Origin of the sequence: Providencia sp. Me31A (assembly GCF_050487165.1) — a bacterium.
In the GTDB taxonomy this organism is placed as follows: Bacteria; Pseudomonadota; Gammaproteobacteria; order Enterobacterales; family Enterobacteriaceae; genus Providencia.
Genome location: NZ_JBKQGZ010000036.1, coordinates 1 through 24,719, shown reverse-complemented (window position 1 = coordinate 24,719; position 24,719 = coordinate 1). Strand labels below are relative to the sequence as shown.

Genomic DNA, 24,719 nt, shown 5'->3' with positions numbered 1-24,719 from the left:
CCACTTTCGGCAACATTTCACCCGACGCTAACGCGTTATACAGCAGCGGAACGGCTTTGTTTAACGCCACAGTAAAACGGAATGGTTTATGCGCACGTTGGCCGGAAGGCTGACCAGATTGTGGGTCTGTCGGCACAGTCACGACGTGAGAGAATTGTTGGACTAACATTTGGTCTTCATGACCTTGCACATAGATATTACCGACAGAATCTGCGGTAAATGCACCTGCAGTGATGTTACCTTGAGTTTTGCCTTGAATAGCAATATAACATGGAGTTGGCATAGCGATATCCTTTATCCAGAATGACAAGTTGAGTTAAGTCGAAATAATTATCGATTAATTTCCGTCATCTCAGCCAGTGCGCACGGTAAGATTTGCGTTAAGGATAATAAAAGCTTATCAATGGACTGTAAATACACGTACCAGTCACGCATCTCTCTAGGATAAGTGACTTAGCGTAAACTGGTTGAAATAACGATATATTAAACCAATGATAATGCATAAAATGAGTTAAATAAGAATAATTATCGAGCAAAAAATACACCAAATAGCGATAAGCCCAGTAAGTTCTAATGTACATAGAAATAAACTATGTAACGAATTATTTCACATGCGGAATTTTACATAACTAGTTGATTTTAAATTACTAATGTCATGTTGCTACCCAGTTTTCACTTTCAGTGAAATTATGACTGAAAATCGGTAGTGTATTTATCTGTCATTTTTCAATTAATAGTCATTAATTTTATTTTTATATAGAAAATAACCTTTATCGCTAGATTGATAATGAGAGTGCGTTTCGGCTTGTTGCAAATAATAAATTACGTATTTTTTGCTCAAGGCCAATGGCGCCCTTCACGTTAAAACCGTCTCCACATTGAATAAGCGATTTATCAAGGCAGATCGCTCCCGTACACGAAACTCAGGTTCATCACGACGTAATCATTCATAAAATTGCCCCTTATTCAGTTTTCGCAAAGTTTCAAATCCTTGGATTGTCGACCATGCCCGTTTAGCGATTTTGAAACTGCCTGTGGCAACAATTAACTTTTTAATCGGTGCATGATCGGATTCTATTCGATTATTGAGGGTTTTAATTTGCCATTGCTGTGCCTACTCGCGGAGCTTGCCTTCTTTTATTAAACGGGCTACCGCATAACCATAAGCCGCATGCTTATCGGTGTTTAATGTTTTTGGCTGCCGCTCAGCGGGATAAGGTTTTAATACCCGTTTGAGAAATTCATAAGCAGCATGACGATTGCGGTTGGGGGAAAAATAAATATCCAGCGTCACCCCATACTTATCAATTGCACGATAAAGGTAAAACCATTTCCCGTTCACTTTGACGTAAGTTTCATTGAGTAGCCAAGCAGAAAAAGCTCGAATACATTGATATTTTTTGAGTTTTTATGGAGTACCGGCGCGTATTCAATAAATCAACGACAAATCGTCGAGCGATGAACTGAAATGCCGCGTTCGGCCAGCATATCACTGACGATGGCATAACTTAGCGGTGTGGAGCTATACAAACGTAAACACCAAAGGATAATCGTGGGGGCAAAATGCTTCCATTTGAACTCATTTGGTGGCATGATTTTTCCTAAAAAGGCAATTAATAAGCTTAGTGTTGTTCACTTAGGCAATTTTTGTAACAAGCCCTTACAAACCGCTATGCCAACGTTTTTATCGGATACCTCTAATATTTCAGCGCTCACCTTGTGTATCAACCAATAAACGCTGATTAATATATTCAATCGTTTCATCTACCGTCATAATTTTATTCACCACATTCGTAATTCCTTGCCCAATAATCACTTCCGCTTGACGTAAATTAAATAGCTTACCGTTCGGAATTGAAGACTCACGTATCCCCCGATTTATCTCTTGATAAGCAAGTGGCATCCATGGGTAGCGATAGCAAATTTCTTGATTGTGGCTAAAATCTTGATGATTACTGTTGCCCCCTAACAAAATAAGGTGATCCATCACGATTGGTGAATAAAGCCAGCGATAAAATTGCTCTGCATAATGCGCTTTTTGGCTATAACGGGAAACACCTAATGCTCCACCACCTAATTGAGGAAGCCCTCCAGGAACAGGGGCAAAACCAATTTTAGGGAAGATGCCACTGTGAGCAACATCATTGAATAAATTCATGTAGGCAATCAACATGGCAAGCTCACCTTGTTCAAATTGCCTGACCGATTCACTCCACCATTTATCATAAATATTCTCAGAAATTGAAACTTGGTGCAGGTATTCACTTAGCACTTTGCTCGCTAACGGCATTTCTAGTCTAGGAATATTATCATTGCCGATTAACCGCCCACCTTCTGCGTAATATCGTAGTAAATATTCAGTCGCAATAAGCCCCGCACTACCTAATGTTGTTGATGCCCCAACTGGTCGAGACAGTTGCCCTTCTTCATGCTGTTCTGTAAAGAATTGAGTTACTTGATCATATTCGTTGAAATTAGCCGGCACAGTTAATTCATTGCCCGTTTTCTCGTAATACATTCGCTTTAAAATAGGGTCTTCAAATAAATCTTTTCGGTAAAACAACAACTGCGCACTCGCATCAAATGGCATTGCATATGCGGTGCCATTTACTAAACTGAATTTTTGCTGCGTCGGCAACGAGAAGTTACTGAGTAAATCAGTCAGCCCATTTCCGACTTGATCTAGTGGCTGTAGGATACGTTCTGCAAACCAAGGAAAGCACGCCATATCGATACGTAATAAATCATAATAAGGATGTAAATGTAACTGCCCTAATATTTGATAAACTTCATCGTAGGGATAAATAGCTAAATTAACTTTTATGCCTGTTTGGCGATAAAAATGTGGCAGTAATTTTTTTAGTGCATTTGTTGAAGGGCTAGGCAAAATAAGCAAGTTCAAGCTTGGGTCTGATTTATTTTCCGTATTTATTGCTGGTATTGCTGTATAAAGATTGCCACTTTGATTGCGAACATAAACCGTATTAGCACCCACCATTTTGCTTGTGTGGTTCTCCTCTTTCATGAGTTCATCAACCACTTCTAATCCTAGCTGTGCATAATTCATCGCGAAGCAATGCAAACCTTTTAATATTGGAGGGATATTGCCACTTAAAGCGAATATTGCAGGGCAATCATTCTCGCTACCAAAAAAACTTGCTTGGGTTAAATAACTCGCTTTTTCAATGTCTTCTGCAACAAATAAATCTGGCGCTTGTTCGTCTGAAAAGAAATCAAATGCTGCTTTATAAGATTCATCATTAGATGCACGAATAACCATGTATTTTTTATGTGGGGCATATTGATTAAGACTATTTTGCAATTCGCTGATAAACGTTGATCTTTCTAAATCACCATGATCATCACTAAAAATACCAACCAATTGACTTCGGCTTGTAGCAATTTGTTGGCAAATAGCATTAGCCGCTTGAGAATAATCTAAGGTCAAAAAGTGCTGGGCATTCTTTGGCTGACGATAAATAAAAATAACTTGGGAAGCGGCTAATTTTAATGTATTAAAATAGATTGTCGCATCTTGCAAACAAGTGACCGCCACCACTTGCTTATAGCCACCTGCCGCAATTTTTTGTAATACATCTAGCTCTGTTGTTTCAAGATCGTCCGTTAAAAATAGGTCATAAGCCATTTCCGGATACTGAGCGATAGATTGTCTAAATGAATTAAAAAATATTGCATATTTATCAGAAACTAACTGTGGCAACAGTATCGCTACTTTATGATTTTTGTTGGTTCTTAATAATTGAGCTTGTGTATTTAATTGATATCCCATTTCCTTAGCGGCTTTATAGACAGCTTCAATTTTTTCCACACTCACATTTCCACGTTTATTCAAAACATTAGAAACAGTTCCATGAGAAACACCCGCTAATTTTGCAATATCTTTAATTGTCGCCATTTGCCTTTTTCACCTTCATCACCCACTACCAATAGCATACCTGAATTATTTATCACGACTACCGGTAATTTATTTGAACGTCCCATAAAATTAAGCCTATAAAACAAACTAAATGAATAATATTTATTTATTTGTCCACCTTAAAAAACCAATATAATTATCACATAAAAATCAAAAACTTAATAAATTTTATTTGAATAAGATCACTGATCTTAACAGCATTTATTGGCAATAAAAGCCCTTGGGCTTATTATTGGAACGTTCAAATTAATTTATTTTAGCTTGAATACCAACACCAGGGATCAAAAACCAAAATAAAACAATAAAATATAGGTAGATATTATGAAACTTCACTTTTTAGGCACCGCAGCCTCGGAAGGTATACCCAACCCATTCTGCCGTTGTGAACACTGTCAGAAAGCCAGAGAGCTCGGTGGAAAAGAAATTAGAACCCACTCCTCCGCTATTGTGGACGATCTTATGTTGATCGATGTTTCCCCTACATTTAGCTATCAATTGATGCGTGATGGGATGGATGCGACCAAATTTGAAAGTTTGCTGTTTACTCACACCCATCCTGATCATTTTAATGTTGGAGATCTGTTTAGCCGAATGGAAGGCTATGGCTTTGAAATTTATCATCCCCTCCATATTTTCGGTAATGACCGCGCCATTAACGGTTGTCTTGAAGTTCTACCTGGCTACAGCAAAGAACGTTTCGACTTCCACTGTTTAATTCCTTTTGTCACAGTAGAGAGAAACGGTTACAAAATTACGCCATTACTAGCAAACCACGCGAAATGGGAACTTTGCTACGTCTATCACATTGAAAAAGATGGCAAAGCAATTTTCTATGGGCATGACTCAGGATGGTTTCCTGAATTAACTTGGCAGTGGTTAGAAAATAAACTACTGGATATTGTCGTATTAGAATGTACTTATGGATTAAATGGGAAAAATCGTACAGATAACCACATGAGTTTAGAAACAGTATTTGCTACTAAAGAAAAACTGCAACAGCAGGGCTGCCTGCATTCAAATACACAAATCGCCGTTTCACATATTTCCCACAGTGGTAAATTGCTTCACAAAGAATTAGAAGCGGTTTGTGCGCCTTATAATATCCGTGTTGCATATGACGGATTAACGTTAGAAGCAAATTAACAGGAAAACGACTCATGGATATGAAAATAACCTCTCGCTTACTGATTATGATGTTTGTGCAATATTTTATGCAGGGCGCATGGAATATGACCATGGGGCTCGTATTGAGTACCTATGGCATGGCAAACATTATTGGTAATGCTTATGCTTTATTAGGTATCGCCACTATCATTTCCCCTTTATTCATTGGTATGGTTGCTGACCGTTTTTTTGCATCGCAAAAGGTAATGGGAACGCTGCATTTAATTAATGCGGCGGTTATTCTCTGTGTGCCACAATTTATTGAGGCGCAAAATAGTGGTATGACCCTATTTATGATTTTCATCATCGGCCTACTGTTTTATCCAACCACAGCACTTTCTAACAGTATTAGTTTCTCCCATATTAATGGTGTGAAATATTTCCCGATAATTCGCGTATTCGGTACGTTTGGTTTCATGGCTATCGGGTTTATTTTAGGGGAAATGGGCTTCTCAGGTAGCACTATGACATGGTATATCGCTTCTGCGGTTGCGGTATTATTAGGCTTCTACTGCTTTACCCTGCCAAATACACCACCAAAAGCAAAAGGCAAACCATTTTCTACCCGAGATATCCTATGTTTAGATGCACTTTCATTATTTAAAGACCGCTACTTCGCCATTTTAATGTTTAGCATCTTTGTATTAATGATCCCGAAAACAGCTTATTCTGCATATATTCCCGTGTTTATTAAAACACTTGGGTTCGATAATGCTGCATCTATTATGCAAATTGGTATCGCGTGTGAAGTTTTATTCATGTTTGTGCTGTCCTTCTTCTTAATGAAATTTGGTTTCAAAATTACCTTACTCCTTGGAGCGATAAGTTGGATTATTCGCTCAATGCTATTCTCTTATGCTGCAGTAGATTCCGGTTTCTATTTCATTATTTTCGGACTGATGCTTCAAGGATTATGCTGGGACTTTTTCTTTACTGCGGGTGATATCTATGTTGACCGCAAAGCGAAACCGGAAATTCGTGCACAAGCTCAAGGCTTACGTTTTATTGTCTCTAATGGTTTCGGCTTATTATTTGCTTCGACAATCTGTGGCGAAATATTTAATTCAACTGTTACAGAAACAGGCAGTGCTTCATTACCACAATGGCAAACATTCTGGCATTACCCAGCCATTGTCGCAGCTGTTGTCACTGTTTTCTTTATCTTCTTCTTTAAAGACGACGTGTCTAAAAAGAAAAATGTGGAAGCCCAAAAAGCAGTCAATAGCGTTGCAGAACAGTAAAAATTAAGAAAGGGGTAAGGTCAGGAGCAAACCATGGATTTATTTATACAGTTTGTCGATACCATTGGCCCTTTATCACTATCAAGTATTGCTAAACTACTGGCCGCCTTTGTATTAGGCGGCTTAATTGGCTTAGAACGTGAATCAAAGGGAAAACCTGTTGGTTTTAAAACTTGTGTTATTATCTCCGTTGCCAGCTGTTTATTAACCATCGTTTCAATTCAATCAGCGGAGTATTACGCCAATATCTCTGACAATATACGTAGCGACCCGATGAGATTAGCTGCACAAATAATTAGTGGAGTGGGATTTCTAGGTGCTGGTGTTATATTACATCGGCGTGATGATGCTATTTCGGGTCTAACAACTGCCGCTATCGTATGGGCTTCAGCAGGTGTTGGAATTGCCTGTGGCTCTGGGTTTTACTGGCATGCAGTCATCGTTACAATACTTTTTTTCTTAGCGATACAACTCAGTCCCCAAGTCGCATTATTTCAGATGAAAAACCCAAAATTAGGAAAAATTAAAGTTCGGATGCTATTTACTCATGAAAAAGGCGTACCTTTACTTATTGAGTATCTAAAAAGCCATAAAGATGTAATTGAGAATCTCACTATCAGAGATATCAAAAAAGAACGCGTTGAGGTGAATTTAAAGCTGTTGGTACGCCAAAAAATTACCTTACCTGAGTTTTATTGTTCCTTAAAGCAATTAGAATATGTTCATTCTGTATCTCTAGATCATTAATATTATAACTTATGCATCAACTCAAGAGCTTTAAATAACCCGCTAACACGATGAAGAATACCGATTTCCGGGATACCGCCATAATCTTACACGAGTATGTTAGGATTACGGTGTAGACCCGTCAGCAATGATGGGTCTTTTATTTATTCTCAATAATGAGTTTGTAAATAAATGTAAATGCAAACTTGAAATTCTAGCTAGAGACACTATATAAGTAATGCACCAAGATAAAATATCATTCTACGCTAAGTGCATAATGAATGGTGTATGAGTAGTATGTGTTTAATTTGGTATATAAAATATTGAAGGAGAAATTATGTCTAACATTAGATCTTTTTCATTATTCCCAACATTATCGGATAGCTTACTTTCTAATAGATTTGACCAAATGGATCGTTTGTTTAGTCAACTTACAGGTAATAGACCTTTAACTTCAGAGCATCCGTACAATTTAAAGCAAATAGATGAAACAAACTATCAATTAACTATTAGTGTTCCAGGCTATAAGGAAGATGATTTAAACGTATCCCTAAAAGGTGGGAAACTGTATGTTCAAGGTGAGCAATCAACTGAATTAATTAATGACTCTGAGAAGTGGGTTCATAAAGGAATCACTCAAAATAAATTTTCACTCGAATTTAATCTCGGTAAGAATGTGAAAATTGAAAGTGCTGAGTTATCTAGTGGCTTACTAACGTTGGACATTGAATATGAAATCCCAGATGAAGAAAAACCCCAAGTTATAGCCATTGAAAATAAAGATATAAAATCATAGCGTTATTATTTAGGACCCGTCAATAATGGCGGGTCTTTTTGTTAAGAGATAGCTCTTGTCATGAATAAAACATTTAATATTGTTATCACTTTATTTTACTAAATACTCATTTTGTGCTAAGGCTAACTTTTCAATGAAGCTAAACTAAGGCGATTAGTTGTTAAGGCCTATTTAAAACCGGATAGTATAATCAATGTAGGAATACTCGTTATAGACAGTCTTGGGAGGCTCGTAATAAACAACAAGCCGACCTGTTATGGAATAAGTTTGTACACCAAATGCGATTAAAAAATAAAAACAAACGTTCTTATCTCTACTATACTTAACTTACAATATTCAATTTATGAGGCGAGTATAAATAATGATTGATTTATTTAAATTAACAAAAAAAAGTTCTAGACATATAGGCATATCAATATATGTTGGGATTATAGCGGGTATTTTTTCTGCTCTAGTTAAATCTGGTTTTGAAGGCCTAATTCCCCCAAGAACGCTTGAAACAACTCCACCGCCTATTGTGTTGTTAGAAAAACTTGGGCTGAATATAGATACTATGACTTATCATTGGATGGGATATAGCATTAATTGGGGAGGGAATGGTGTTCATATCTTATTTTCGATAGCTATCGCAGTTATATATTGTGTTATCGCTGAGTATTTGCCTAAAGTTAAATTATTACATGGTATTTGTTTTGGTATCGGTGTTTCTGTTTTTGCTCATGGCTTAGTTGTACCATTATTAGGATTGTCTGGCTGGCTTTGGACTGCTGGCTACCAAGCACTAATTTCTGAGTTTGTTGGAACCGCTTTTTGGATCTGGTCTATTGAAGCGATTAGACAAAACTTGCGTTATTGTTTAACCAAAGAAAAAGACGCTGAGTAGAGCGTGATGTTCACTTGTAACCATTAATACGTTTACAATAAAATTAAACAGTTCATCTGAGCTAGATCAGTTATCCATAAAAGATCGCTTAAGCGGTCTTTTTTATGGTTAAACAAATATAAGAATAATATCTATCTGTTTCACGTGCTCCGTTAAATGATTAAGTGCTAAGTGTGCTGTTTAATATGCACAAAAAAGATTATCTCTATAGCTGACTCATGATTAAAAATATTCGTAGAAAGTAATTTATAGGACAAAAAAATAGTAATACGATGTTTTTTTTCCTAGTTTTATTAGCTCTACACTAAGGGGGCTAAAATTAAAAAAAGAATACTACCTAGCGGCGCGAAGGTTAATACAATTTTCACTATTTTTCTCAAAAAAACCACTATCACATTTCTCTTTCACATACCTATATGTAGTATTATCGTATTTGATTTGGCTAACAGTGAATGTATTTGATTTTTCTATATTTTCATTGAAATAACTCAAGATTAGCCAAGATGCACCTAAAAAAACAAACAATCCAATAGATGTATATTTTAGCTTATTACTCATAAAAAACTCCTTTTAAATGTTAGTAACAACAAAGCGAAAACATATTTTTTAAAATCTTTATACGCTGTTTTAATCCTGAATCAATAAGATATTATCCCATCGTGGAAGAAAAAACGCACAAAAGTCATCAATATCAGTGTATTTTTTTCTATAGTAATCACGGTCTAGATTAATAAGGGCACTTTTTCGCCCTTATTACGGATTAATGAAAAGAGTTCAGCAGTTAATTATTGCTGATATTAATTTTTAATGCTGCCGCAATAGCGAGTGGTGAAAAGGTGATACTGGCTGCGAATAAAGCCGCTAAAATAGCAAAATAACCATCTAATGGCATTTTAAAACTGTGGGCTTCCATCGTGCCCGTTGCATAAATCAGTACGGGGATATAAAGCGGAAGAACCAGTAAACTCACCAAAACCCCGCCTTTTTTCAGAGAAACCGTTAGCGCCGCACCGATAGCACCAATAAAGCTCAGCACAGGAGTTCCTAACAACAACGTACCTGCCAGTACCAATAGCGTATCTGCGCTGAAAGAGAGCATTAATGCCGCAACGGGTGATAACAAAATCAATGGCAACCCAGTAACTAACCAGTGAGCTATGACTTTGGCAAAAACAGTAATGAATAAGGGATGAGGTGCCAAAAGCAATTGCTCAAGGGAGCCATCAAGGTAATCATCCTTAAATAAGCGCTCTAGGGATAACAAAGAGGACAAAATAGCAGCGACCCAAAATACACCAACAGAGATACGAGCTAATAACTGAGGCTCAGGCCCAATACTTAATGGGAAGAGCGTAATGACAATTAAAAAAAACCATAACGGATTGACTAGCTCTGAAAAGCTACGAAATGCAATTTTAAGCTCTCGCCTAATTAGTAACCAAAACATGATTCAACCCCACCTGTCAGTTTTAAGGAACCAAATTGCCCTGACATTGCTTGGTGAGAGGTAAATAAAATAATACCTCCCTGTTTTGCATGTTGATGAAAACGCTCCGTTAAGCGCTCGACACCTGCCACGTCAATCGCGGTAAACGGCTCATCTAAAATCCACAATGGCGCCTCACTTAGCCATAATCTCGCTAAGTTCACCCGGCGTTGTTGCCCCGCTGAAAGTTGGCTGACAGGAATATCCTCATAACCGATTAGGGAAACTTCCTCTAAGGCTGACCAAATTCGCTCACCTTCCCCCTCTTTGTGATGCATCTGGAAATAAAATTTCAGATTTTCATAAGGGGTTAATAGGGATTTAACAGCGGACTTGTGTCCTAAATAGAGAAGATGGCGAGTAAAATCTTCTTTAAGTTTATCAATCGGTTGGTTATTCCAACAGACGACGCCTTCATCGGGTTTTAATAACCCTGCCATCATTCGTAATAATGTCGTTTTGCCTGCACCATTAGGCCCCTCAACTTGTAAGATCTCACTAGGCTGAACGGTAAAATTTAGCTGGTGAAATAGAACCCTATTTTGCCGAAGGCAACTCACATCTTGAGCACTTAACATGCAGCACAATTCCTGTTGTTTTTGTCTTTAGATTAGCTTTTTGCAACTTTGTTCAACAGCATATCACTAATAGAATCACTCGATATTGCTTCACCGCAAAGCACTTGCATCAAAACTTCAGAGCCAAGGCTAGATAATGAAAACAGCATATCGGGTTTCAATAAGCGCACTTTATCCATATTATTTTCTTGGTTAATTAACACCACAGTTTTTACCGAACTACCTTCTCCCGCTTGCTCTTTCACTCCCAATAAAGCAAAAGTACTGAGCGAATCGCTATCTGTCATCACCAATACACATTTCGCATGTTTAACATTAGCAGCAGCAAGTAATTCGGAACTGGTGGGGTCACCCGTCACAATATTATCTTTTTCAGGATAATGGCTACGATGGTTTTCTTGGCAAATCACTGCCACTGGCAGCTCTCGTTTTTCCAGTCCTTGATAAACATTGACGGCCATTGGAGTACTACCAATCACCACATAATGATTTTTCATATAAGAAAACCTCTTACGTACGATTTCTTTCGTACCTTTAGCTAATACCCCAACAACATAAACCACTGAAGTGGTAAAAATTGTAATTCCTAAAATAATCACAGTCACTGTGAATACACGGGCATCCACAGTAATCGGTACAATGTCACCAAATCCGACCGTTGTCATGCAAACTAAAGCAAAATAAAAGGCCGTTGTACCGTCTTTAACCACGGGCGAAAATTCATCACCAATATATAAAGTACCAAAAATGGAATACAGCAATAATGCAGTAATACAGGTGATTGCCACAAATCCCGCACTGGTTAAGCTATGGTGATGATATAACTTCCAAAAAACACACAATGCTATCAACAAAGCGAAAGAGAAATAGCCTTGATGAATATTTTCTTGTGCAAGCTTTAAATCAACAAATGAAATCACCCCCAGTAATAACAGTGAGAAACTCCAAGCAATTCTTGCGCCATTAACCATAAATAAAGAAAGAAAAATTAAAGAAACTCCCAACAAAAAACGAGGAATATCAAGTAATTTCATAAAACCTAAAGATTTTAGCCATTGTGTGAAACCTGATTCGCGCCAATCAATATAATCGGTGTACGCACTCAAGACAGGTTTTAAAATCATGGCACCATCAATAATAATCAGCAATGAAAGCAGCACCCTGATTGATAGAGGTGATTTCAAAAAAGCCACAAATGAGTTATCTAACATGTATTGCTCTCACCCTTCATTGGTGCAATCGTTAAATTTTTTTATATACCATAAATATATCAAAGGATAGTACCAATGACATAAAGACGATAACAAATGCTTATTGGCCATTCTACCAATACCTAGCAAAACATCGTCTACCATTAAATATCACAATAGTGACCCAATTCAAAACGATCAATATAGTCTTTAAAAGACATTAACAAACAAATAGTTATATGATTACTGAGGCAAACATTACTTATATGTAATATATTTGGGAACTTAAACTACGTCTTTATATCTAAAAATCGATTTCTCAATTATTTTTCAACGTGACTTAGCGATAACAGAAAATAAGAGTTAAAAAACTATGGTTAACACTACACGCTCGGATAGATTTAGCTGGCTTTCTTTGCTTTGGCTATTAATCTACTTTTGGTATTTCTCATCATTATTACAGCTTTATGTGGTTATCACTGGGCAAAGCAACTCAATTGGGCTAAGAGACTCATTGCTTTATAGCTCCCTTTGGTTAATCCCTGCATTTTTATTTCCGAAAAAAATTAAACTAGTCGCAGGACTGATTGGTATCATCCTGTGGCTATCTTCTGTGGTTGCACTCGCTTATTTTGTCGTTTATGGGCACCAAATATCGCAAAGCGTTATGTTTGTGATGTTTGAAACAAACACCAATGAAGCGGGGGAGTTTCTTAAGCAATACTTTAGTTTCAAAGTATTAGGTGTGATTATCGCCTATACATTAGTCGCTATCTTCCTATGGACTCGACTAAAACCCGTTGTGCTACCTAAACCTGGCCGAGTAGGTATTTCCTTACTTATTTTAATTATTCTGTTTGGCGTACCTTACTACAATAAAGGCATCAAACAAGATAGGCCACTTGCTAACGTTGCCTCTTATGTAAACAGTAAACTCGCTTATGCAGCACCGTGGCAATTTGTAAGTGGTTACTTTCTATATAAAAACCAGTTGGCTAATATGGAAGAGCTTATTCACGATAATAGCAAAATTCCACCGTTAGAAAACTTTGTCGACGCAAATGGCAATACACCTCGCACATTCGTGTTGGTTATTGGTGAATCCACTAGTCGAGACAGGATGAGTCTGTATGGCTATAAACGCCCTACTACTCCTGAATTAGATGAGCTAGCGAAAGATTACCCGAACAATCTGTCAGTGTTTAATGATGTCGTAACATCACGTCCTTACACCATCGAAGCACTACAGCAAATTTTGACATTTGCGACACAAACTGAGCCTGAACTGTTTAATTCTCGCCCTTCTATCATGAATATGATGAAGCAAGCGGGCTTTAAAACATTTTGGATCACTAATCAGCAGACAATGACTGAACGCAATACCTTATTAACCGCATTCTCTCGCCAAACAGATAAGCAATATTATCTTAATAATGATATGGCTCAGAGCTCACGGATTTATGACGATGTGGTCTTTGCCCCTTTCAAAGAAGCGCTTGCTGATCCTGCTGAGAAGAAATTCATCGTCGTTCATCTATTAGGAACTCATATGCGTTATGAATTCCGCTACCCTGAAGATAAAGCCGTCTTTAAAGATAAGGATAGCATCGTTCCGGAAAATCTAGATGACGATCAAGTAAAGGATTACAATGCTTATGATAATGCCCAACATTATAATGATTATATTGTTTCGTCATTAATCAAAGATTTTGATTCTTCGAAAGAAAATGGCTTTTTGATCTTTTTCTCTGACCACGGGGAAGATGTCTACGACACGCCTCCACATGACATGTTAGGACGCAGTGAAGGTAAGCCTAGTAAGATTATTTATAATGTTCCTTTCTTGGTCTGGCAGTCGCCAGAGTGGTTGGCTACACATCAATTTGATTTAAATAATAAAACATCTCGTCCATTCAGTAACATGGACTTCATCTATGCTTGGTCTGACCTCGCAGGTCTAAACTACACTGGATTCGAGCCTGAAAAGAGCTTGTTTAACGATACATTTAAACCTCAGCCACGCTACATTGGCGACCCTGAAAATAAATCCTCACTGATGCTATATGATGATTTGAAAAAATAATTAAGTCTCTGTCGGTGATATGCTTCTTGCATTTCACCGACCTATTCATTTAAGCAATAACTTTCAGATGCTGCGTACCTTTGCGGTTTATTTTACCATCTTGCAAAATAAACGTGACTTCACCACGCCAAAATTCAGCTAAGAAAATATCGTTTATTGATTTAATACCTTGTAATTCAATTTGCTGCATTAGCCAAGCTTCATCTCTTTCGATGGATTCTAATTCGCAAACTCTAATCACACCGTCTTTAATCAAAATAACAGACGGCATATTTTTTTCATCACAAATAATTGTTAACTGCCCGTCAGGCTCTATTTGTGCATAATAAATTTCTTGAAAAGAATGAATGCCTTGTGCATGTATTCGAGATGAAATATTGATGAGATCGATCTTATTGGCTTTTTCTAAAATGTTTTCCATTATAAATTGGCCTTTTTTAATAATGGGTATAGGGTTACCAATCGCCACATTACGAAAAAAATTAAATTTTTTGGTTAAAAAGTTTAAAAAACTAATAAATAAAACACCAATAATTAAAATAATAACATACTGATACAATGGGATAGTATCGCTATATATCACCCCACCAATAATGCCCCCTAAGACAAAGTTCCCTATAAAATCAATTGGCGTCATTTGAGAAAGCTGCGTTTTCCCTGACAAATTCATGTGAGTGATAACTATGGCAAAACCAATAATAAACTTTAAAATAATAAGCAAATAATAGTATGTCATATTGCTACCCTTTAATTATCTCATCAAAACGCTATTTTTATGATTGTACAGCAATGAATGCCAATCAGTTTAGCCTATTTATAGATATTCATAATGCCATGTTATCGTTAGCTATGAAAAATAATTACATTCAATACAACGGGAAGCATCTCCCCCTGTAGAACCTCAATCTTTCAAAAATTTTCCTATTTATTTTATAACAAGCTTATTCTCAACTATATTTAGAGATGAGCATGAATCACAATAGAGCTAATTTATTTAAAACTCGTTTTTATCTACCAACGCTAAGGACATGTTTATGAATAAGAAAATTATCGCTTCATTATTTTTTATTGGCCTTTTTACTGTCATAACTGGCTGTGATGACTCATCCAAATCGAGTGATACGGTAAAACAAGCGGAAGAAAAAGCGCAGCAACTCAAAGCAGACGGTGAACAAAAAGCTAACGAGCTTGCTGACGATACCCAAAATAAAGCCAACGAATTGAAACAAAGCGCCTCAGAACTTGGGCAAGACGTCAAAACTGACACCATCAATAAAGCCGATGAAATTGCCACCGATGTAAAAGATAAAACGGAATCGCTTAAAGCTGAGAACGATGCGAAAACCGATAAGAATTAGTGTTGAAAAAAGAGCGATGGCTACCAGAAAAAATCCCTTAATCAACAAAGTTCTTTCTGTGGCCTTGCGTTAATTCGAAACCTTAAATGCAGGTTTCTCACACCTGCATTTTCTCTTTTCATTTTTCGTAACAATAAAAACACTAAAACCTTCCTTACTTCGCGGTTTCATCGTTATATAGTGATTATTCTTTCATTCTATGAATTCTATATCGGGGTTTCCCATGCAAATTAAATATAGTCTTGGACATGCTATCCCAGAGCTCGTTATCGATGCATTTGACCTACGCCAACAAGTCTTTACTCACGAACAAGGTTTCCCTGCTGACATCGATGTTGATGAGTATGACAATAGTGCCTTACATGTCGTGCTATACCTAAATGAACACCCAGTTGCAGTATTGCGCTGCCTTCTATTTAAAGATACAGGGCTAGTCAAAGTCGGCCGTGTCGCGGTACAAAAGCGTCATCGTGGGAAGGGGTTAGGTCGTGAGCTAATGAAGTTTGTCGAACAATATGCGCAGCAACACCATTTCAAAACGATCGGCCTTTCCGCACAACATACCGCCATCGAGTTTTATCGCACATTAGGATACCAAACAGTAGGAGAAATGTACGATGAAGATGGAATGGATCACATCTATATGACACTTGCCATTGAGCAATAATTGCCCTTGAATTTAGTTTCCCCGCCTCTATATTGGTATCAGGTCAATATTTAATCATATCGGTATCAGGTCAATATTTAATCAGGCAAGGGGTAACTTATGGCGAATGGATGGGCAAATGAAAATGCCGTTCAAGAACAAATCGATGCCACACTTGATGACGGGATAGCTAAAGCACGAAGTCAATTACACACCGGTAACAGTGCTGAATTTTGTGAAGAGTGTGGCGACCCAATCCCAGAGGCTCGTCGTTTAGCGCTACCCGGCGTAAAACTGTGTACAGCTTGTCAAAACGCATTAGACAAAAAACAATCTGCATTTAGTGGCTATAACCGCAGAGGAAGCAAAGATAGCCAATTATGATAATAACTTTATTGTTAAGCAAATTTAGCTATTTTTGCGCTAATAACTTTAACTTTTAACCGCTACAATTAATTTGTCCTAATATCCTATAAATACTGCATTTTTAGTGATTAATAACATGATAATTAACACTATATTTTTTTCATCAATTTAATCTTATTTCTCCCTATTGTTGATCATTTATCCATATCATGGCAGTATGTCCGCCTGTTTTTTTACACTAGAGGAAGACTAAGACTCAAAATTCATCACTATTTTCGGCAGTTTTAGCTGCTATCAACACCACGAATGACGTATATTTATTGTTCTTTCTGCTTAGTTTCCTTAGGAAACCTTTTCGCAATTACCCATTGTTTCATTAAGAAGGACAGCTCGTTGCATACCTTACTGATATTGGTATGCCAAAAATAAAATAAAACAAAAGAAGGTTGTTATGAATCAAATCACGAATGAGTCTGTAAAAATTCGCTCGAAAATTAGTCCACCCGTGTTTTATAGCTCTGCTATCATCATTTTGCTTATTGTGGGCTTTGCCGCTTTAATGCCAAAAGTTGCAGAATCTCATCTAAGTCATCTTCAACAAAACCTATTCAATAATGCAAGTTGGTTCTATATCCTCGCTGTCGCCATTATTCTATTGAGTGTGACTTATCTGGGACTCTCCCGTTATGGGCAAATAAAACTGGGCCCAGACCACGCGCAGCCAAATTTTAGCTATGTCTCCTGGTTTGCCATGCTATTTTCCGCAGGGATGGGAATCGGCTTGATGTTCTTTGGCGTCGCTGAGCCGGTTATGCATTATCTCAACCCGCCTGTAGGCGAAGCTCAAACCGTTGAAGCGGCAAAAGAAGCTATGCGGTTAACCTTTTTCCATTGGGGATTGCATGCATGGGCCATTTACGCCATTGTTGCGTTAATTTTAGCATTTTTTAGTTATCGTCACGGGCTACCTCTAACCCTGCGTTCTGCTCTCTACCCAATTATTGGTGAACGAATTTATGGCCCTATTGGTCATGCTGTTGATATTTTTGCCGTTGTAGGGACGGTATTTGGTGTCGCCACTTCGTTAGGCTTCGGTGTATTGCAGGTCAATGCGGGTTTAAATCACTTATTTGGCTGGCCTGTGAATGAAATGGTACAAGTGGGGTTAATTGTCACTTTTACCGCACTAGCAACGCTCTCTGTGGTCTCTGGGCTAGATAAAGGCATTCGCATTCTATCGGAACTCAACCTCGGTCTCGCCTTCTTGCTATTACTGCTAATAGTCATATTGGGGCCAACCGTTCTGCTATTAAAATCGTTTGTAGAAAATACGGGGGGGTATCTTTCTGAGATTATCACCAAAACCTTTAATTTATACGCCTATGAACCTAAATCAAGCGATTGGTTAGGTGGCTGGACACTACTGTATTGGGGCTGGTGGTTATCATGGTCACCTTTTGTGGGGATGTTTATCGCGCGGATTTCTCGTGGCCGTACTATCCGTGAATTTGTCATGGGCGTGCTATTTGTTCCTGCTGGGTTCACATTGATGTGGATGACATTCTTCGGTAATACCGCCATCGACCTCATTAAAAACCAAGGGGCAGTAAAACTTGCAGAGACAGTGCAATCGGATGTGTCCCTTGCATTATTTGAGTTTCTAAACTACTTCCCGTTCTCTTCTGCGTTATCATTTTTTGCCATGCTGATGGTGGTCGTGTTCTTTGTGACTTCGGCTGACTCAGGGGCGATGGTTGTTGATACGCTGGCCTCTGGAGGGGATTCCAACACACCAATATGGCAGCGTATTTTCTGGGCAGGGCTGATGGGTGTCGTTGCGATCACCATGTTACTGGCTGGTGGCTTGCAAGCCTTGCAAACACTGACAATAGCCAGTGCGTTGCCGTTTGCTATGGTGTTATTAGCCTCCATTTATGGATTATTTAAAGCCTTACGCGTCGATGCTTATAAGCGTGACAGCCAACAATTGGCTACCATTGCGCCAACCGCTAGCCGTAACCCAATTCCGTGGCAACGCCGCTTACGCAATATTGTCTATTTCCCTAAACGCGCTCACGTTAAGCGTTTTATGGAAGAGTCGGTAAAGCCCTCAATGGAAATGGTCTCTGAAGAGCTAGCGAAACAAGGAACGGTTTGTCATATCCATACGGATCGAGATGATAGGATCGGTTTTGAGGTGGATTTAGGCGAAGATATGAACTTTTTCTACGAAGTTCGCCTCCGTTACTATATTCAGCCCTCTTTTGCCTTAGCAGGTATGGGCACAGAAAGTGATGAAGAAAAGAGTGAAGAACAACGTTACTACCGCGCTGAAGTTCACTTAAAAGAAGGCGGCCAAGACTACGATGTGATGGGCTGGGCAAAAGAACAGATCATTCACGATATTCTCGACCAATACGAAAAACATATTCATTTCTTACACTTATTGGGTAAGTAGTCCAAAAAGAGTGAGATTGAATATTAGAGGCTGAAGTTTACACAGTAGTAACCGCCATCTTTACATAAAGATGGCGGTTACTTATGATCCTTTCCTAACTTTTACAATGTTTTATTTTTTCGCTTAATATCTCATAACCTTAGTCATGGTACATGCGAGGGAAATACTCACTAATTTTGTCGTTATCCAATAGCCTATCTTTTGTAAAATCAAGCGTGTCTGAAACAACAATATAATTTCGAAGAGGGGCAGGAATGTCATCTATTGTTAAAAATACAGTCGGAACAATAAAACGATAATAATCCCCCATCTTTGTTTCGCCATCATAACCAACGGGGTAGTTATCACCTTCTGAAGGTAACTCTAAAGCTTCATAACAAAACATTCCCATTTTGGTAGCGAGTGAAGCAATACAATTTTTATTATTTTCAAGTCTAGAATTAAAGCCTTTAATTAACTCATCCTTATCTCTGTATGATTTATAAGAATAGCTTGAATATAAATCGATTGTATAACTACCATTCAAATTTATTTCGTTAGTATATTCTGTTGATTCTCCATCTATATACTCACATAAAAGGTTAACATCATTTTTGCTAATAGATGAGTTAAGTAAAACTATAGGTAGCCAACCATAACCATTACTTAACATCAAGGATAGCAGTCCATTTTTATCTACAGCGACCCAAGTATAATTACAAGCAAAATCGGGTGACCAATTATTATCTAACTGTAATTCCATAGATATCCTTATTATTCTAAAAATACTTTGATACAATTTTTACAAGTAGGTATAAGCGCTTCAGGAGGAACTTCTGATATATCGAATCCATGAGCATCTCTAGGTCTATATGCTTGTGAAATCCTTATGTCAGTTGGTTTAACTCCTTGTCTTATTAGCTGGTCAGCTGCTAATACCTCTCCACATCCCCCAACAATATTATTACAATAAATAGTTTTAGTCCCCACATCAGCTCCCCCCAACTTTTGCTTGAGAAGAGTTCTTGTATCTTTATGAAGCATATTGGCCTCAATTTTATTACCTATGCTACCTTTGACAACAATAGAGCCACTTTATATATCATATGCAGCAACCATCGTTGCTGTATCTCTAGCTTTGTTTTTAGATGAAAATTTATTAATTTCCTCAATAACTTTTTTATTAGCCTCAGTACGTAGCTTCTCTTTTTCTATAATAGGAGCTAATTTTGAGATATTAAGCTTACCGGATGTTAATAACTCTTTTGAGGTGGTTGGTATAGCATTTTTTAATGATTTAACTGCCTCCTCATAATTCACTACGGCTTTATAGCCAACTGCCCACTTCCCCTAAAAAAGACCTAACTAGAAGTCAGGTCTTATGAAAATACGAGCTTATTTTATTTTTTATGATTATCTTTTAATATCAAAGAGATGGGTGCTATTTTTTGTATAAAGGTGATTTCTGCATCTTCTCATTTAGTTCATTATTCCAAAGATTTATAATCCATGTTGTATCTAATCCATTCCATTCAGGAATCTGAGGTAGGTCATGTTCAATAAAATCTTTTATAAGGTTATATGTAATGTTATATTCCTCAAAAGTTAGTTCATCAAAATAAATAGACGAACCAATCCCACAGTTAAAGAATTTAAAAATCTTAGATTTAATTTTCTCATCAAATAATGGTTTTATTAATTTACCAAATAATGATGCTGCCCATGACCCTATGGATACCATATTATCTTTAGATATGTATATAACATCAGCCATTTTATTATCTCATTAAAATTATTCTGCTTTGACCTTTTTTGGAAAAAGAGTTAACGTTACTAACAACCAACGCTTCATTTTCAGGTGCTAATCATTCAAGCACTGGCAGCCTCATCAAGCTCACTTAAGTTATTAATAGGGAACTGTTACAAAATTTGAATAATGAATTATGTAACAGCTCCCATTTAAGTTTATATTGCTTTACGATTATAGCGTAGAACCATACTTTAAATTAAATTAGCCGGTAGAGATATATTTCTGCCTTCGATATAACCCCAAGTTATTTCACTTAAAAATTTAGATACCTCTGGTTTACATGGCATTATGGACATTATTAACTTATCGAGTTCATCAGTATAATTTATACCTTTTATTCCTTTAGCCTCAAATATACTTGCCATGAAAAATTTAGTTTCTTTATTGAAACTAAAACCATAGCTAATAACATTTGTTTTATCATCATAATTTATTGATAATAAAACAATATTATGTTTTTTAGACACGATATCCATTCCATGCATCCTTAAATTCATTAACTTTCATTGTGTACCGAGTTCCTTTAAATGGATTGTTGATTATTACATTACCTTCATTGTCTACGGCTTTAACAACAACCCAATGACCAACGTTACTACCGCGCTGAAGTTCACTTAAAAGAAGGCGGCCAAGACTACGATGTGATGGGCTGGGCAAAAGAACAGATCATCCACGATATTCTTGACCAATACGAAAAACATATTCATTTTTTACACTTATTGGGTAAGTAGCTCAAAAAGAGAAGCATTACCTCGACATGTATCGATAAAAACTTACAGGCGGCTAAAATTATAGCCGCCTTTGAAACGGTCCTATTTTATGTACTCATTGCAACAGCAGTGAATTAACTTACATTGAGCTAATAGTTTGTCATCTACCCCTGCTACTATAGATAAACTGCCTTCATTATCTATAATGCTAAAATCACCTTTATCTAACTTAAAAAACATGCCGACACAAAAGTCCAAATTATTATTTAATCGATATTCATAAACTTCATTTAAAGTAGCTTGCTTAAATTTATCTAATTCAGGTAAATCTTCAATTGGATAAGCAAATGAATCTTTAATGTTACTTAATGATTGATATTCTAGCTCACATTGCTCTTCCTTTATACAAAAACTTCCTTCACTTATCGATAATGAAAACCAACGCAAGTCATCAAGTTGAAAAAAAACAAGTATATTATCGCTAACTAATGACTGGTCAATATAAAAGGATCGTTTTCTAAAATTTAATAATTCATGCTTTTTCATCTACTCACCACGGCTATTTGAATTTGGATGATTTTTCTGGGATTAACGTATCAAATTCATACTTACCATTCGGTAACACTCTTAAACTCACTGCGTTATTGGTTTTTTCGCATAATAGCCCATAACCTTAGTCGTGGTACATGCGAGGGAAATACTCACTAATTTTATCGTTATCCAATAGCCTATCTTTTGTAAAATCAAGCGTGTCTGAGACAACAATATAATTTCGAAGAGGGATAGGAATATCTTCTATTGTTAAAAATACTGTCGGAACAATAAATCGATAATAATCCCCCATCTTTGTTTCGCCATCATAACCAACGGGGTAATCTTCTCCTTTGCTATGTCCTTCTAGTCCTTGAAAAAAGAACATTCCCATTTTCGCACCTATAACGGCATCACTGTATCTATTTCCACACTTTAATTCATTATCTAACTCATCTATTATCATTTTTTTATTATCATAATTTTTATAAACCCAGCTTGAGTATAAATCTATTAAATAACTACCCATTTTATCTATATCATTAATATATTTACTAGAGTCTCCATCTATAAATTCACATAAATCAGATAACTTTTCTTTTATATTTGGAATATCTAATAAAATAGAAGGAAGCCAGCCATAACCATTATTTAGCATAGATGCAAGATGCCCATACTTATCCATAGCAATCCAAGTATGAATTCTTGCAGATCCAGGTTTCCAATTTAAATCTAAATCCATTGTCCACTCCCCTTTAATTGAGACACACCAACTTAGAATTTTCTAACTGTTTACGATAGGCCTCCGTTGGGAGGTGATTTAAACTTTCATGAGTTCGATTGTGGTTATAATCTTGTAGCCAAAACCACGCGAATTCTCGAACTTGGCTTAACGATTCAAATAAATACGCATTTAAAAATTCACGATGAAACAAGCCATTAAAACGTTCGATAAACCCATTTTGTTGCGGTTTTCCTGATTGAATATGGCACAGTAAAATTTGGTTATCTTCACAATAATTCAATAAGTTAACTGAAATGAGTTCAGGGCCATTATCGACTCGGATCTGTTTCGGCAACCCTCTTTCGGCTTTTAAACGTTCAAGCACCCTGATGACACGTTCAGCCGGTAATGATGTATCAACCTCAACCGCCAAGCACTCACGCGTTCCTTCATCAATAATGTTGAGAGTTCTGAAGCACTTACCGCAATATAAACTGTCGTGCATAAAATCCAATGCCCATTGAATATTCGGGACTTTTTCTATCCCTAATGGTCTTTTTTCACGCTTCGGAAGCACTTTTTTAACCTGTCGTTTCAGGTTCAATCCTAATCGACAATAAACTCGATAAACTCGTTTATGATTAAAATGATCGCCTTGAAATCTCAGTCGAAAATAGCATTTCCAGAATCCCGATTGTGGTGATTTCGCTAACACCGATTGTATGGCATCGATCACTACTTGATCTTTTTTACGCCAATCTATTTGCTGATGGTAAAACGTGGCTCGTGACAACGACGTTAGCTTACAAGCCTTAATGACTGATAAGCCTGCCTCTTTTAATGATTGAGCACAGGATCTCTTTTCAGCCACTACCAACCCTTTTTTGCGAAAAGCTCCTTCATCGCGTGGTTTTCAAGGCTAACTTCCACAAAGCGCTTTTTCAGTTTCGCATTTTCATCTTCAAGCTCTTTTAATCGTCTAATATCATTAGCTTCCATGCCGCCATACTTTGATTTTCAATTATAGCAAGTGGCGTTGCTGATCCCATTTTGGCGACAAATATCTTCCACTTTCATGCCAGAATCAGCGAGTTTTAAAATATTAACAATTTGAGTTTCAGTAAAACAGACTTTTTTCATCATGACCTCTGCAAATTTTAGGGCAGAAAATCTGATTATAGCTGTCTTATTTTAGGGGAAGTGGGCAATTTGTTTGTCATTTGGTAAATATGAGTTTGAATGGAAGCATTTAAAATGCTTAAAAATGAAAGCCACCTTACTATAAGATGGCTTTAATATGTGAACGTAAAATTAGAATTTGTAAGAGGTACAACGACTCAATGCTAGTCTGACCCCGGAACCAATTTCATCAAATGTATTATCGAGAGATAATATCACATGTTTAGACTCATCTACCCCTTCCCACCCTTCCCATTTTGAATGGTGAGTTGGCTGAATTGTTAGTTTGTTATTTAAAAGATATACAGAGCAATTCAGCATGTTTGCTAAAAGCTGGCGTTTAGAACGATAGTTGTATTTAGACTTTAGCTCATCAAGTCTTGAGTTCCAGTTTTCCTTAGACTTTTTAAAAAGATTATCATATTCCTCATCGTTAAGTTGGGTATTGCTAAACTCTAAAGCTTTAATCAACTCCTCGCCGAGCTTGTTATTTGAACAATCTAAAGGCAACAATATTGGTGAGTAATTCGTGTCTATTGTCAATATTCCATTGCCTGACCTTGTACTTATACAAATAAACTTATCTGTAATATTTAAAACAGCAGAATAATATTTATCTTGAATAAAGTTCATTGTTTCACCTGTGTTATTTTTACTTCAATACCCACACCTTGGCCGTATGAGACGGCCCGATTAATTTCTGCCCATTGAGTTTTAGTCGTTGACTCTGGAACGGCAATCCATATTTCTATGAAAGTCTGGACTTCGGTTGACAATTAGTTTTTTCTAATTGTAGCCGGAGGTCAGATATGATGAACATTAAAGCTAAACGAGATATTGCACATAAAACAAAAATCTTAAATCATGCCCGTGA

At 37.0% G+C, this 24,719-nt stretch carries 27 protein-coding genes and 2 pseudogenes; 10 read left to right on the top strand and 19 right to left on the bottom strand.

Annotated elements, in window-relative coordinates:
• From tssD to ACLPIE_RS21175, 3 genes and pseudogenes are all read right to left on the bottom strand, one after another.
• Window positions 1–283: type VI secretion system tube protein TssD (gene tssD / locus ACLPIE_RS21185; RefSeq protein WP_430263653.1), on the bottom strand; the 283-nt coding region annotated here is incomplete at its 3' end.
• Window positions 284–856: 573 nt separating this feature from the next.
• Window positions 857–1,593, bottom strand: a pseudogene (locus ACLPIE_RS21180) (IS6 family transposase).
• Between the two features lie 112 nt (window positions 1,594–1,705).
• Window positions 1,706–3,916 (bottom strand): extracellular solute-binding protein, encoded by a 2,211-nt coding sequence (locus ACLPIE_RS21175; RefSeq protein WP_430263652.1) that lies wholly within the window; start codon window positions 3,914–3,916, stop codon window positions 1,706–1,708.
• Window positions 3,917–4,258: 342 nt separating this feature from the next.
• Here ACLPIE_RS21175 and ACLPIE_RS21170 point away from each other — a divergent pair, with 342 nt between their 5' ends.
• From ACLPIE_RS21170 to ACLPIE_RS21150, 5 genes are all read left to right on the top strand, one after another.
• On the top strand, window positions 4,259–5,080 hold the full coding sequence (locus tag ACLPIE_RS21170; RefSeq protein WP_430263651.1) for an MBL fold metallo-hydrolase: 822 nt from the start codon (window positions 4,259–4,261) through the stop codon (window positions 5,078–5,080).
• Window positions 5,081–5,094: 14 nt separating this feature from the next.
• Window positions 5,095–6,342: an MFS transporter gene (locus ACLPIE_RS21165; protein WP_430263650.1), complete on the top strand. Its 1,248-nt coding sequence runs from the start codon at window positions 5,095–5,097 to the stop codon at window positions 6,340–6,342.
• A 33-nt stretch (window positions 6,343–6,375) separates the two neighbouring features.
• Window positions 6,376–7,089 carry an MgtC/SapB family protein gene (locus ACLPIE_RS21160; protein ID WP_430263649.1) on the top strand — a complete coding sequence of 238 codons (714 nt, stop codon included), beginning with the start codon at window positions 6,376–6,378 and terminating at the stop codon, window positions 7,087–7,089.
• A 316-nt stretch (window positions 7,090–7,405) separates the two neighbouring features.
• Entirely contained in the window at window positions 7,406–7,864 is a 459-nt protein-coding gene (locus tag ACLPIE_RS21155) for an Hsp20 family protein (protein WP_430263648.1), read from the top strand.
• Between the two features lie 361 nt (window positions 7,865–8,225).
• On the top strand, window positions 8,226–8,747 hold the full coding sequence (locus ACLPIE_RS21150) for a YagU family protein (RefSeq protein ID WP_430263647.1): 522 nt from the start codon (window positions 8,226–8,228) through the stop codon (window positions 8,745–8,747).
• 333 nt (window positions 8,748–9,080) lie between these two features.
• Here ACLPIE_RS21150 and ACLPIE_RS21145 read toward each other — a convergent pair whose 3' ends face one another.
• From ACLPIE_RS21145 to ACLPIE_RS21130, 4 genes are all read right to left on the bottom strand, one after another.
• Complete coding sequence (locus tag ACLPIE_RS21145) at window positions 9,081–9,305, bottom strand: hypothetical protein (RefSeq protein ID WP_430263646.1); 225 nt, start codon at window positions 9,303–9,305, stop codon at window positions 9,081–9,083.
• Between the two features lie 223 nt (window positions 9,306–9,528).
• Window positions 9,529–10,194, bottom strand: coding sequence for a heme exporter protein CcmB (ccmB, locus tag ACLPIE_RS21140; protein WP_430263645.1), 666 nt, complete (start codon window positions 10,192–10,194; stop codon window positions 9,529–9,531).
• Window positions 10,179–10,811 (bottom strand): cytochrome c biogenesis heme-transporting ATPase CcmA, encoded by a 633-nt coding sequence (ccmA, locus tag ACLPIE_RS21135; RefSeq protein ID WP_430263644.1) that lies wholly within the window; start codon window positions 10,809–10,811, stop codon window positions 10,179–10,181. Before ccmA ends, ccmB begins: the two co-directional genes overlap by 16 nt.
• A gap of 32 nt (window positions 10,812–10,843) precedes the next feature.
• The gene (locus ACLPIE_RS21130) at window positions 10,844–12,022 is read right to left on the bottom strand and encodes an ion channel (RefSeq protein ID WP_430263643.1); all 1,179 of its coding nucleotides are present in this window, start codon (window positions 12,020–12,022) and stop codon (window positions 10,844–10,846) included.
• A 352-nt stretch (window positions 12,023–12,374) separates the two neighbouring features.
• Between ACLPIE_RS21130 and cptA the strand changes: the two genes are divergently transcribed.
• Window positions 12,375–14,084 (top strand): phosphoethanolamine transferase CptA, encoded by a 1,710-nt coding sequence (cptA, locus tag ACLPIE_RS21125; protein ID WP_430263642.1) that lies wholly within the window; start codon window positions 12,375–12,377, stop codon window positions 14,082–14,084.
• A 49-nt stretch (window positions 14,085–14,133) separates the two neighbouring features.
• On the opposite strand, the gene ACLPIE_RS21120 is transcribed toward cptA, so the two are convergent.
• On the bottom strand, window positions 14,134–14,820 hold the full coding sequence (locus ACLPIE_RS21120; protein WP_430263641.1) for a DUF421 domain-containing protein: 687 nt from the start codon (window positions 14,818–14,820) through the stop codon (window positions 14,134–14,136).
• Between the two features lie 298 nt (window positions 14,821–15,118).
• Here ACLPIE_RS21120 and ACLPIE_RS21115 point away from each other — a divergent pair, with 298 nt between their 5' ends.
• The 4 genes from ACLPIE_RS21115 to ACLPIE_RS21100 all read left to right on the top strand — a co-directional run bounded on the left by ACLPIE_RS21115 (window position 15,119) and on the right by ACLPIE_RS21100 (window position 18,912).
• Window positions 15,119–15,442 carry a hypothetical protein gene (locus ACLPIE_RS21115; protein ID WP_430263640.1) on the top strand — a complete coding sequence of 108 codons (324 nt, stop codon included), beginning with the start codon at window positions 15,119–15,121 and terminating at the stop codon, window positions 15,440–15,442.
• A 223-nt stretch (window positions 15,443–15,665) separates the two neighbouring features.
• Window positions 15,666–16,109 (top strand): GNAT family N-acetyltransferase, encoded by a 444-nt coding sequence (locus ACLPIE_RS21110; RefSeq protein ID WP_430263639.1) that lies wholly within the window; start codon window positions 15,666–15,668, stop codon window positions 16,107–16,109.
• Window positions 16,110–16,208: 99 nt separating this feature from the next.
• Entirely contained in the window at window positions 16,209–16,472 is a 264-nt protein-coding gene (locus ACLPIE_RS21105) for a DksA/TraR family C4-type zinc finger protein (protein WP_430263638.1), read from the top strand.
• A gap of 433 nt (window positions 16,473–16,905) precedes the next feature.
• The gene (locus tag ACLPIE_RS21100; protein WP_430263637.1) at window positions 16,906–18,912 is read left to right on the top strand and encodes a BCCT family transporter; all 2,007 of its coding nucleotides are present in this window, start codon (window positions 16,906–16,908) and stop codon (window positions 18,910–18,912) included.
• A 139-nt stretch (window positions 18,913–19,051) separates the two neighbouring features.
• Here the strand turns inward: ACLPIE_RS21100 and ACLPIE_RS21095 are convergent, their stop codons facing one another.
• The 11 genes and pseudogenes from ACLPIE_RS21095 to ACLPIE_RS21045 all read right to left on the bottom strand — a co-directional run bounded on the left by ACLPIE_RS21095 (window position 19,052) and on the right by ACLPIE_RS21045 (window position 24,621).
• On the bottom strand, window positions 19,052–19,654 hold the full coding sequence (locus ACLPIE_RS21095) for a hypothetical protein (RefSeq protein WP_430263636.1): 603 nt from the start codon (window positions 19,652–19,654) through the stop codon (window positions 19,052–19,054).
• Between the two features lie 11 nt (window positions 19,655–19,665).
• Entirely contained in the window at window positions 19,666–19,935 is a 270-nt protein-coding gene (locus tag ACLPIE_RS21090) for a hypothetical protein (protein WP_430263635.1), read from the bottom strand.
• A gap of 51 nt (window positions 19,936–19,986) precedes the next feature.
• The gene (locus ACLPIE_RS21085) at window positions 19,987–20,211 is read right to left on the bottom strand and encodes a hypothetical protein (RefSeq protein ID WP_430263634.1); all 225 of its coding nucleotides are present in this window, start codon (window positions 20,209–20,211) and stop codon (window positions 19,987–19,989) included.
• Between the two features lie 121 nt (window positions 20,212–20,332).
• Window positions 20,333–20,665: a hypothetical protein gene (locus ACLPIE_RS21080; RefSeq protein ID WP_430263633.1), complete on the bottom strand. Its 333-nt coding sequence runs from the start codon at window positions 20,663–20,665 to the stop codon at window positions 20,333–20,335.
• A 227-nt stretch (window positions 20,666–20,892) separates the two neighbouring features.
• Window positions 20,893–21,177, bottom strand: a complete 285-nt coding sequence (locus ACLPIE_RS21075) for a hypothetical protein (protein WP_430263632.1) — start codon at window positions 21,175–21,177, stop codon at window positions 20,893–20,895.
• Entirely contained in the window at window positions 21,161–21,241 is an 81-nt protein-coding gene (locus ACLPIE_RS21070) for a hypothetical protein (protein WP_430263654.1), read from the bottom strand. The genes ACLPIE_RS21075 and ACLPIE_RS21070 overlap by 17 nt, the downstream gene beginning before the upstream one ends.
• A 272-nt stretch (window positions 21,242–21,513) precedes the next feature.
• Window positions 21,514–21,957, bottom strand: coding sequence for a hypothetical protein (locus ACLPIE_RS21065; protein ID WP_430263631.1), 444 nt, complete (start codon window positions 21,955–21,957; stop codon window positions 21,514–21,516).
• 127 nt (window positions 21,958–22,084) lie between these two features.
• A complete protein-coding gene (locus ACLPIE_RS21060; protein WP_430263630.1) occupies window positions 22,085–22,684 on the bottom strand; it encodes a hypothetical protein in 600 nt (199 codons plus the stop codon).
• Window positions 22,685–22,697: 13 nt separating this feature from the next.
• Window positions 22,698–23,806 (bottom strand): annotated as a pseudogene (locus tag ACLPIE_RS21055) (IS3 family transposase).
• Window positions 23,807–23,977: 171 nt separating this feature from the next.
• Window positions 23,978–24,478, bottom strand: coding sequence for a contact-dependent growth inhibition system immunity protein (locus ACLPIE_RS21050; protein ID WP_430263629.1), 501 nt, complete (start codon window positions 24,476–24,478; stop codon window positions 23,978–23,980).
• The gene (locus tag ACLPIE_RS21045) at window positions 24,475–24,621 is read right to left on the bottom strand and encodes an endonuclease toxin domain-containing protein (RefSeq protein ID WP_430263628.1); all 147 of its coding nucleotides are present in this window, start codon (window positions 24,619–24,621) and stop codon (window positions 24,475–24,477) included. Before ACLPIE_RS21045 ends, ACLPIE_RS21050 begins: the two co-directional genes overlap by 4 nt.
• Window positions 24,622–24,719 lie beyond the last annotated feature (98 nt).

What these genes read in the sequence shown, in the direction of transcription:
- ACLPIE_RS21060 (WP_430263630.1), bottom strand. Translation starts at nt 22,684, where the DNA reads ATGGATTTAGATTTAAATTGGAAACCTGGATCTGCAAGAATTCATACT.
- ACLPIE_RS21100 (WP_430263637.1), top strand. Translation starts at nt 16,906, where the DNA reads ATGAATCAAATCACGAATGAGTCTGTAAAAATTCGCTCGAAAATTAGT.
- ACLPIE_RS21170 (WP_430263651.1), top strand. Translation starts at nt 4,259, where the DNA reads ATGAAACTTCACTTTTTAGGCACCGCAGCCTCGGAAGGTATACCCAAC.
- ACLPIE_RS21075 (WP_430263632.1), bottom strand. Translation starts at nt 21,177, where the DNA reads ATGGATATCGTGTCTAAAAAACATAATATTGTTTTATTATCAATAAAT.
- ACLPIE_RS21110 (WP_430263639.1), top strand. Translation starts at nt 15,666, where the DNA reads ATGCAAATTAAATATAGTCTTGGACATGCTATCCCAGAGCTCGTTATC.
- ACLPIE_RS21105 (WP_430263638.1), top strand. Translation starts at nt 16,209, where the DNA reads ATGGCGAATGGATGGGCAAATGAAAATGCCGTTCAAGAACAAATCGAT.
- ACLPIE_RS21145 (WP_430263646.1), bottom strand. Translation starts at nt 9,305, where the DNA reads ATGAGTAATAAGCTAAAATATACATCTATTGGATTGTTTGTTTTTTTA.
- cptA (WP_430263642.1), top strand. Translation starts at nt 12,375, where the DNA reads ATGGTTAACACTACACGCTCGGATAGATTTAGCTGGCTTTCTTTGCTT.
- ACLPIE_RS21090 (WP_430263635.1), bottom strand. Translation starts at nt 19,935, where the DNA reads ATGCTTCATAAAGATACAAGAACTCTTCTCAAGCAAAAGTTGGGGGGA.
- ACLPIE_RS21160 (WP_430263649.1), top strand. Translation starts at nt 6,376, where the DNA reads ATGGATTTATTTATACAGTTTGTCGATACCATTGGCCCTTTATCACTA.
- ACLPIE_RS21095 (WP_430263636.1), bottom strand. Translation starts at nt 19,654, where the DNA reads ATGGAATTACAGTTAGATAATAATTGGTCACCCGATTTTGCTTGTAAT.
- ACLPIE_RS21115 (WP_430263640.1), top strand. Translation starts at nt 15,119, where the DNA reads ATGAATAAGAAAATTATCGCTTCATTATTTTTTATTGGCCTTTTTACT.
- ccmB (WP_430263645.1), bottom strand. Translation starts at nt 10,194, where the DNA reads ATGTTTTGGTTACTAATTAGGCGAGAGCTTAAAATTGCATTTCGTAGC.
- ACLPIE_RS21065 (WP_430263631.1), bottom strand. Translation starts at nt 21,957, where the DNA reads ATGAAAAAGCATGAATTATTAAATTTTAGAAAACGATCCTTTTATATT.
- ACLPIE_RS21120 (WP_430263641.1), bottom strand. Translation starts at nt 14,820, where the DNA reads ATGACATACTATTATTTGCTTATTATTTTAAAGTTTATTATTGGTTTT.
- ACLPIE_RS21080 (WP_430263633.1), bottom strand. Translation starts at nt 20,665, where the DNA reads ATGGCTGATGTTATATACATATCTAAAGATAATATGGTATCCATAGGG.
- ACLPIE_RS21050 (WP_430263629.1), bottom strand. Translation starts at nt 24,478, where the DNA reads ATGAACTTTATTCAAGATAAATATTATTCTGCTGTTTTAAATATTACA.
- ACLPIE_RS21130 (WP_430263643.1), bottom strand. Translation starts at nt 12,022, where the DNA reads ATGTTAGATAACTCATTTGTGGCTTTTTTGAAATCACCTCTATCAATC.
- ACLPIE_RS21165 (WP_430263650.1), top strand. Translation starts at nt 5,095, where the DNA reads ATGGATATGAAAATAACCTCTCGCTTACTGATTATGATGTTTGTGCAA.
- ACLPIE_RS21150 (WP_430263647.1), top strand. Translation starts at nt 8,226, where the DNA reads ATGATTGATTTATTTAAATTAACAAAAAAAAGTTCTAGACATATAGGC.
- ACLPIE_RS21155 (WP_430263648.1), top strand. Translation starts at nt 7,406, where the DNA reads ATGTCTAACATTAGATCTTTTTCATTATTCCCAACATTATCGGATAGC.
- ACLPIE_RS21175 (WP_430263652.1), bottom strand. Translation starts at nt 3,916, where the DNA reads ATGGCGACAATTAAAGATATTGCAAAATTAGCGGGTGTTTCTCATGGA.
- ccmA (WP_430263644.1), bottom strand. Translation starts at nt 10,811, where the DNA reads ATGTTAAGTGCTCAAGATGTGAGTTGCCTTCGGCAAAATAGGGTTCTA.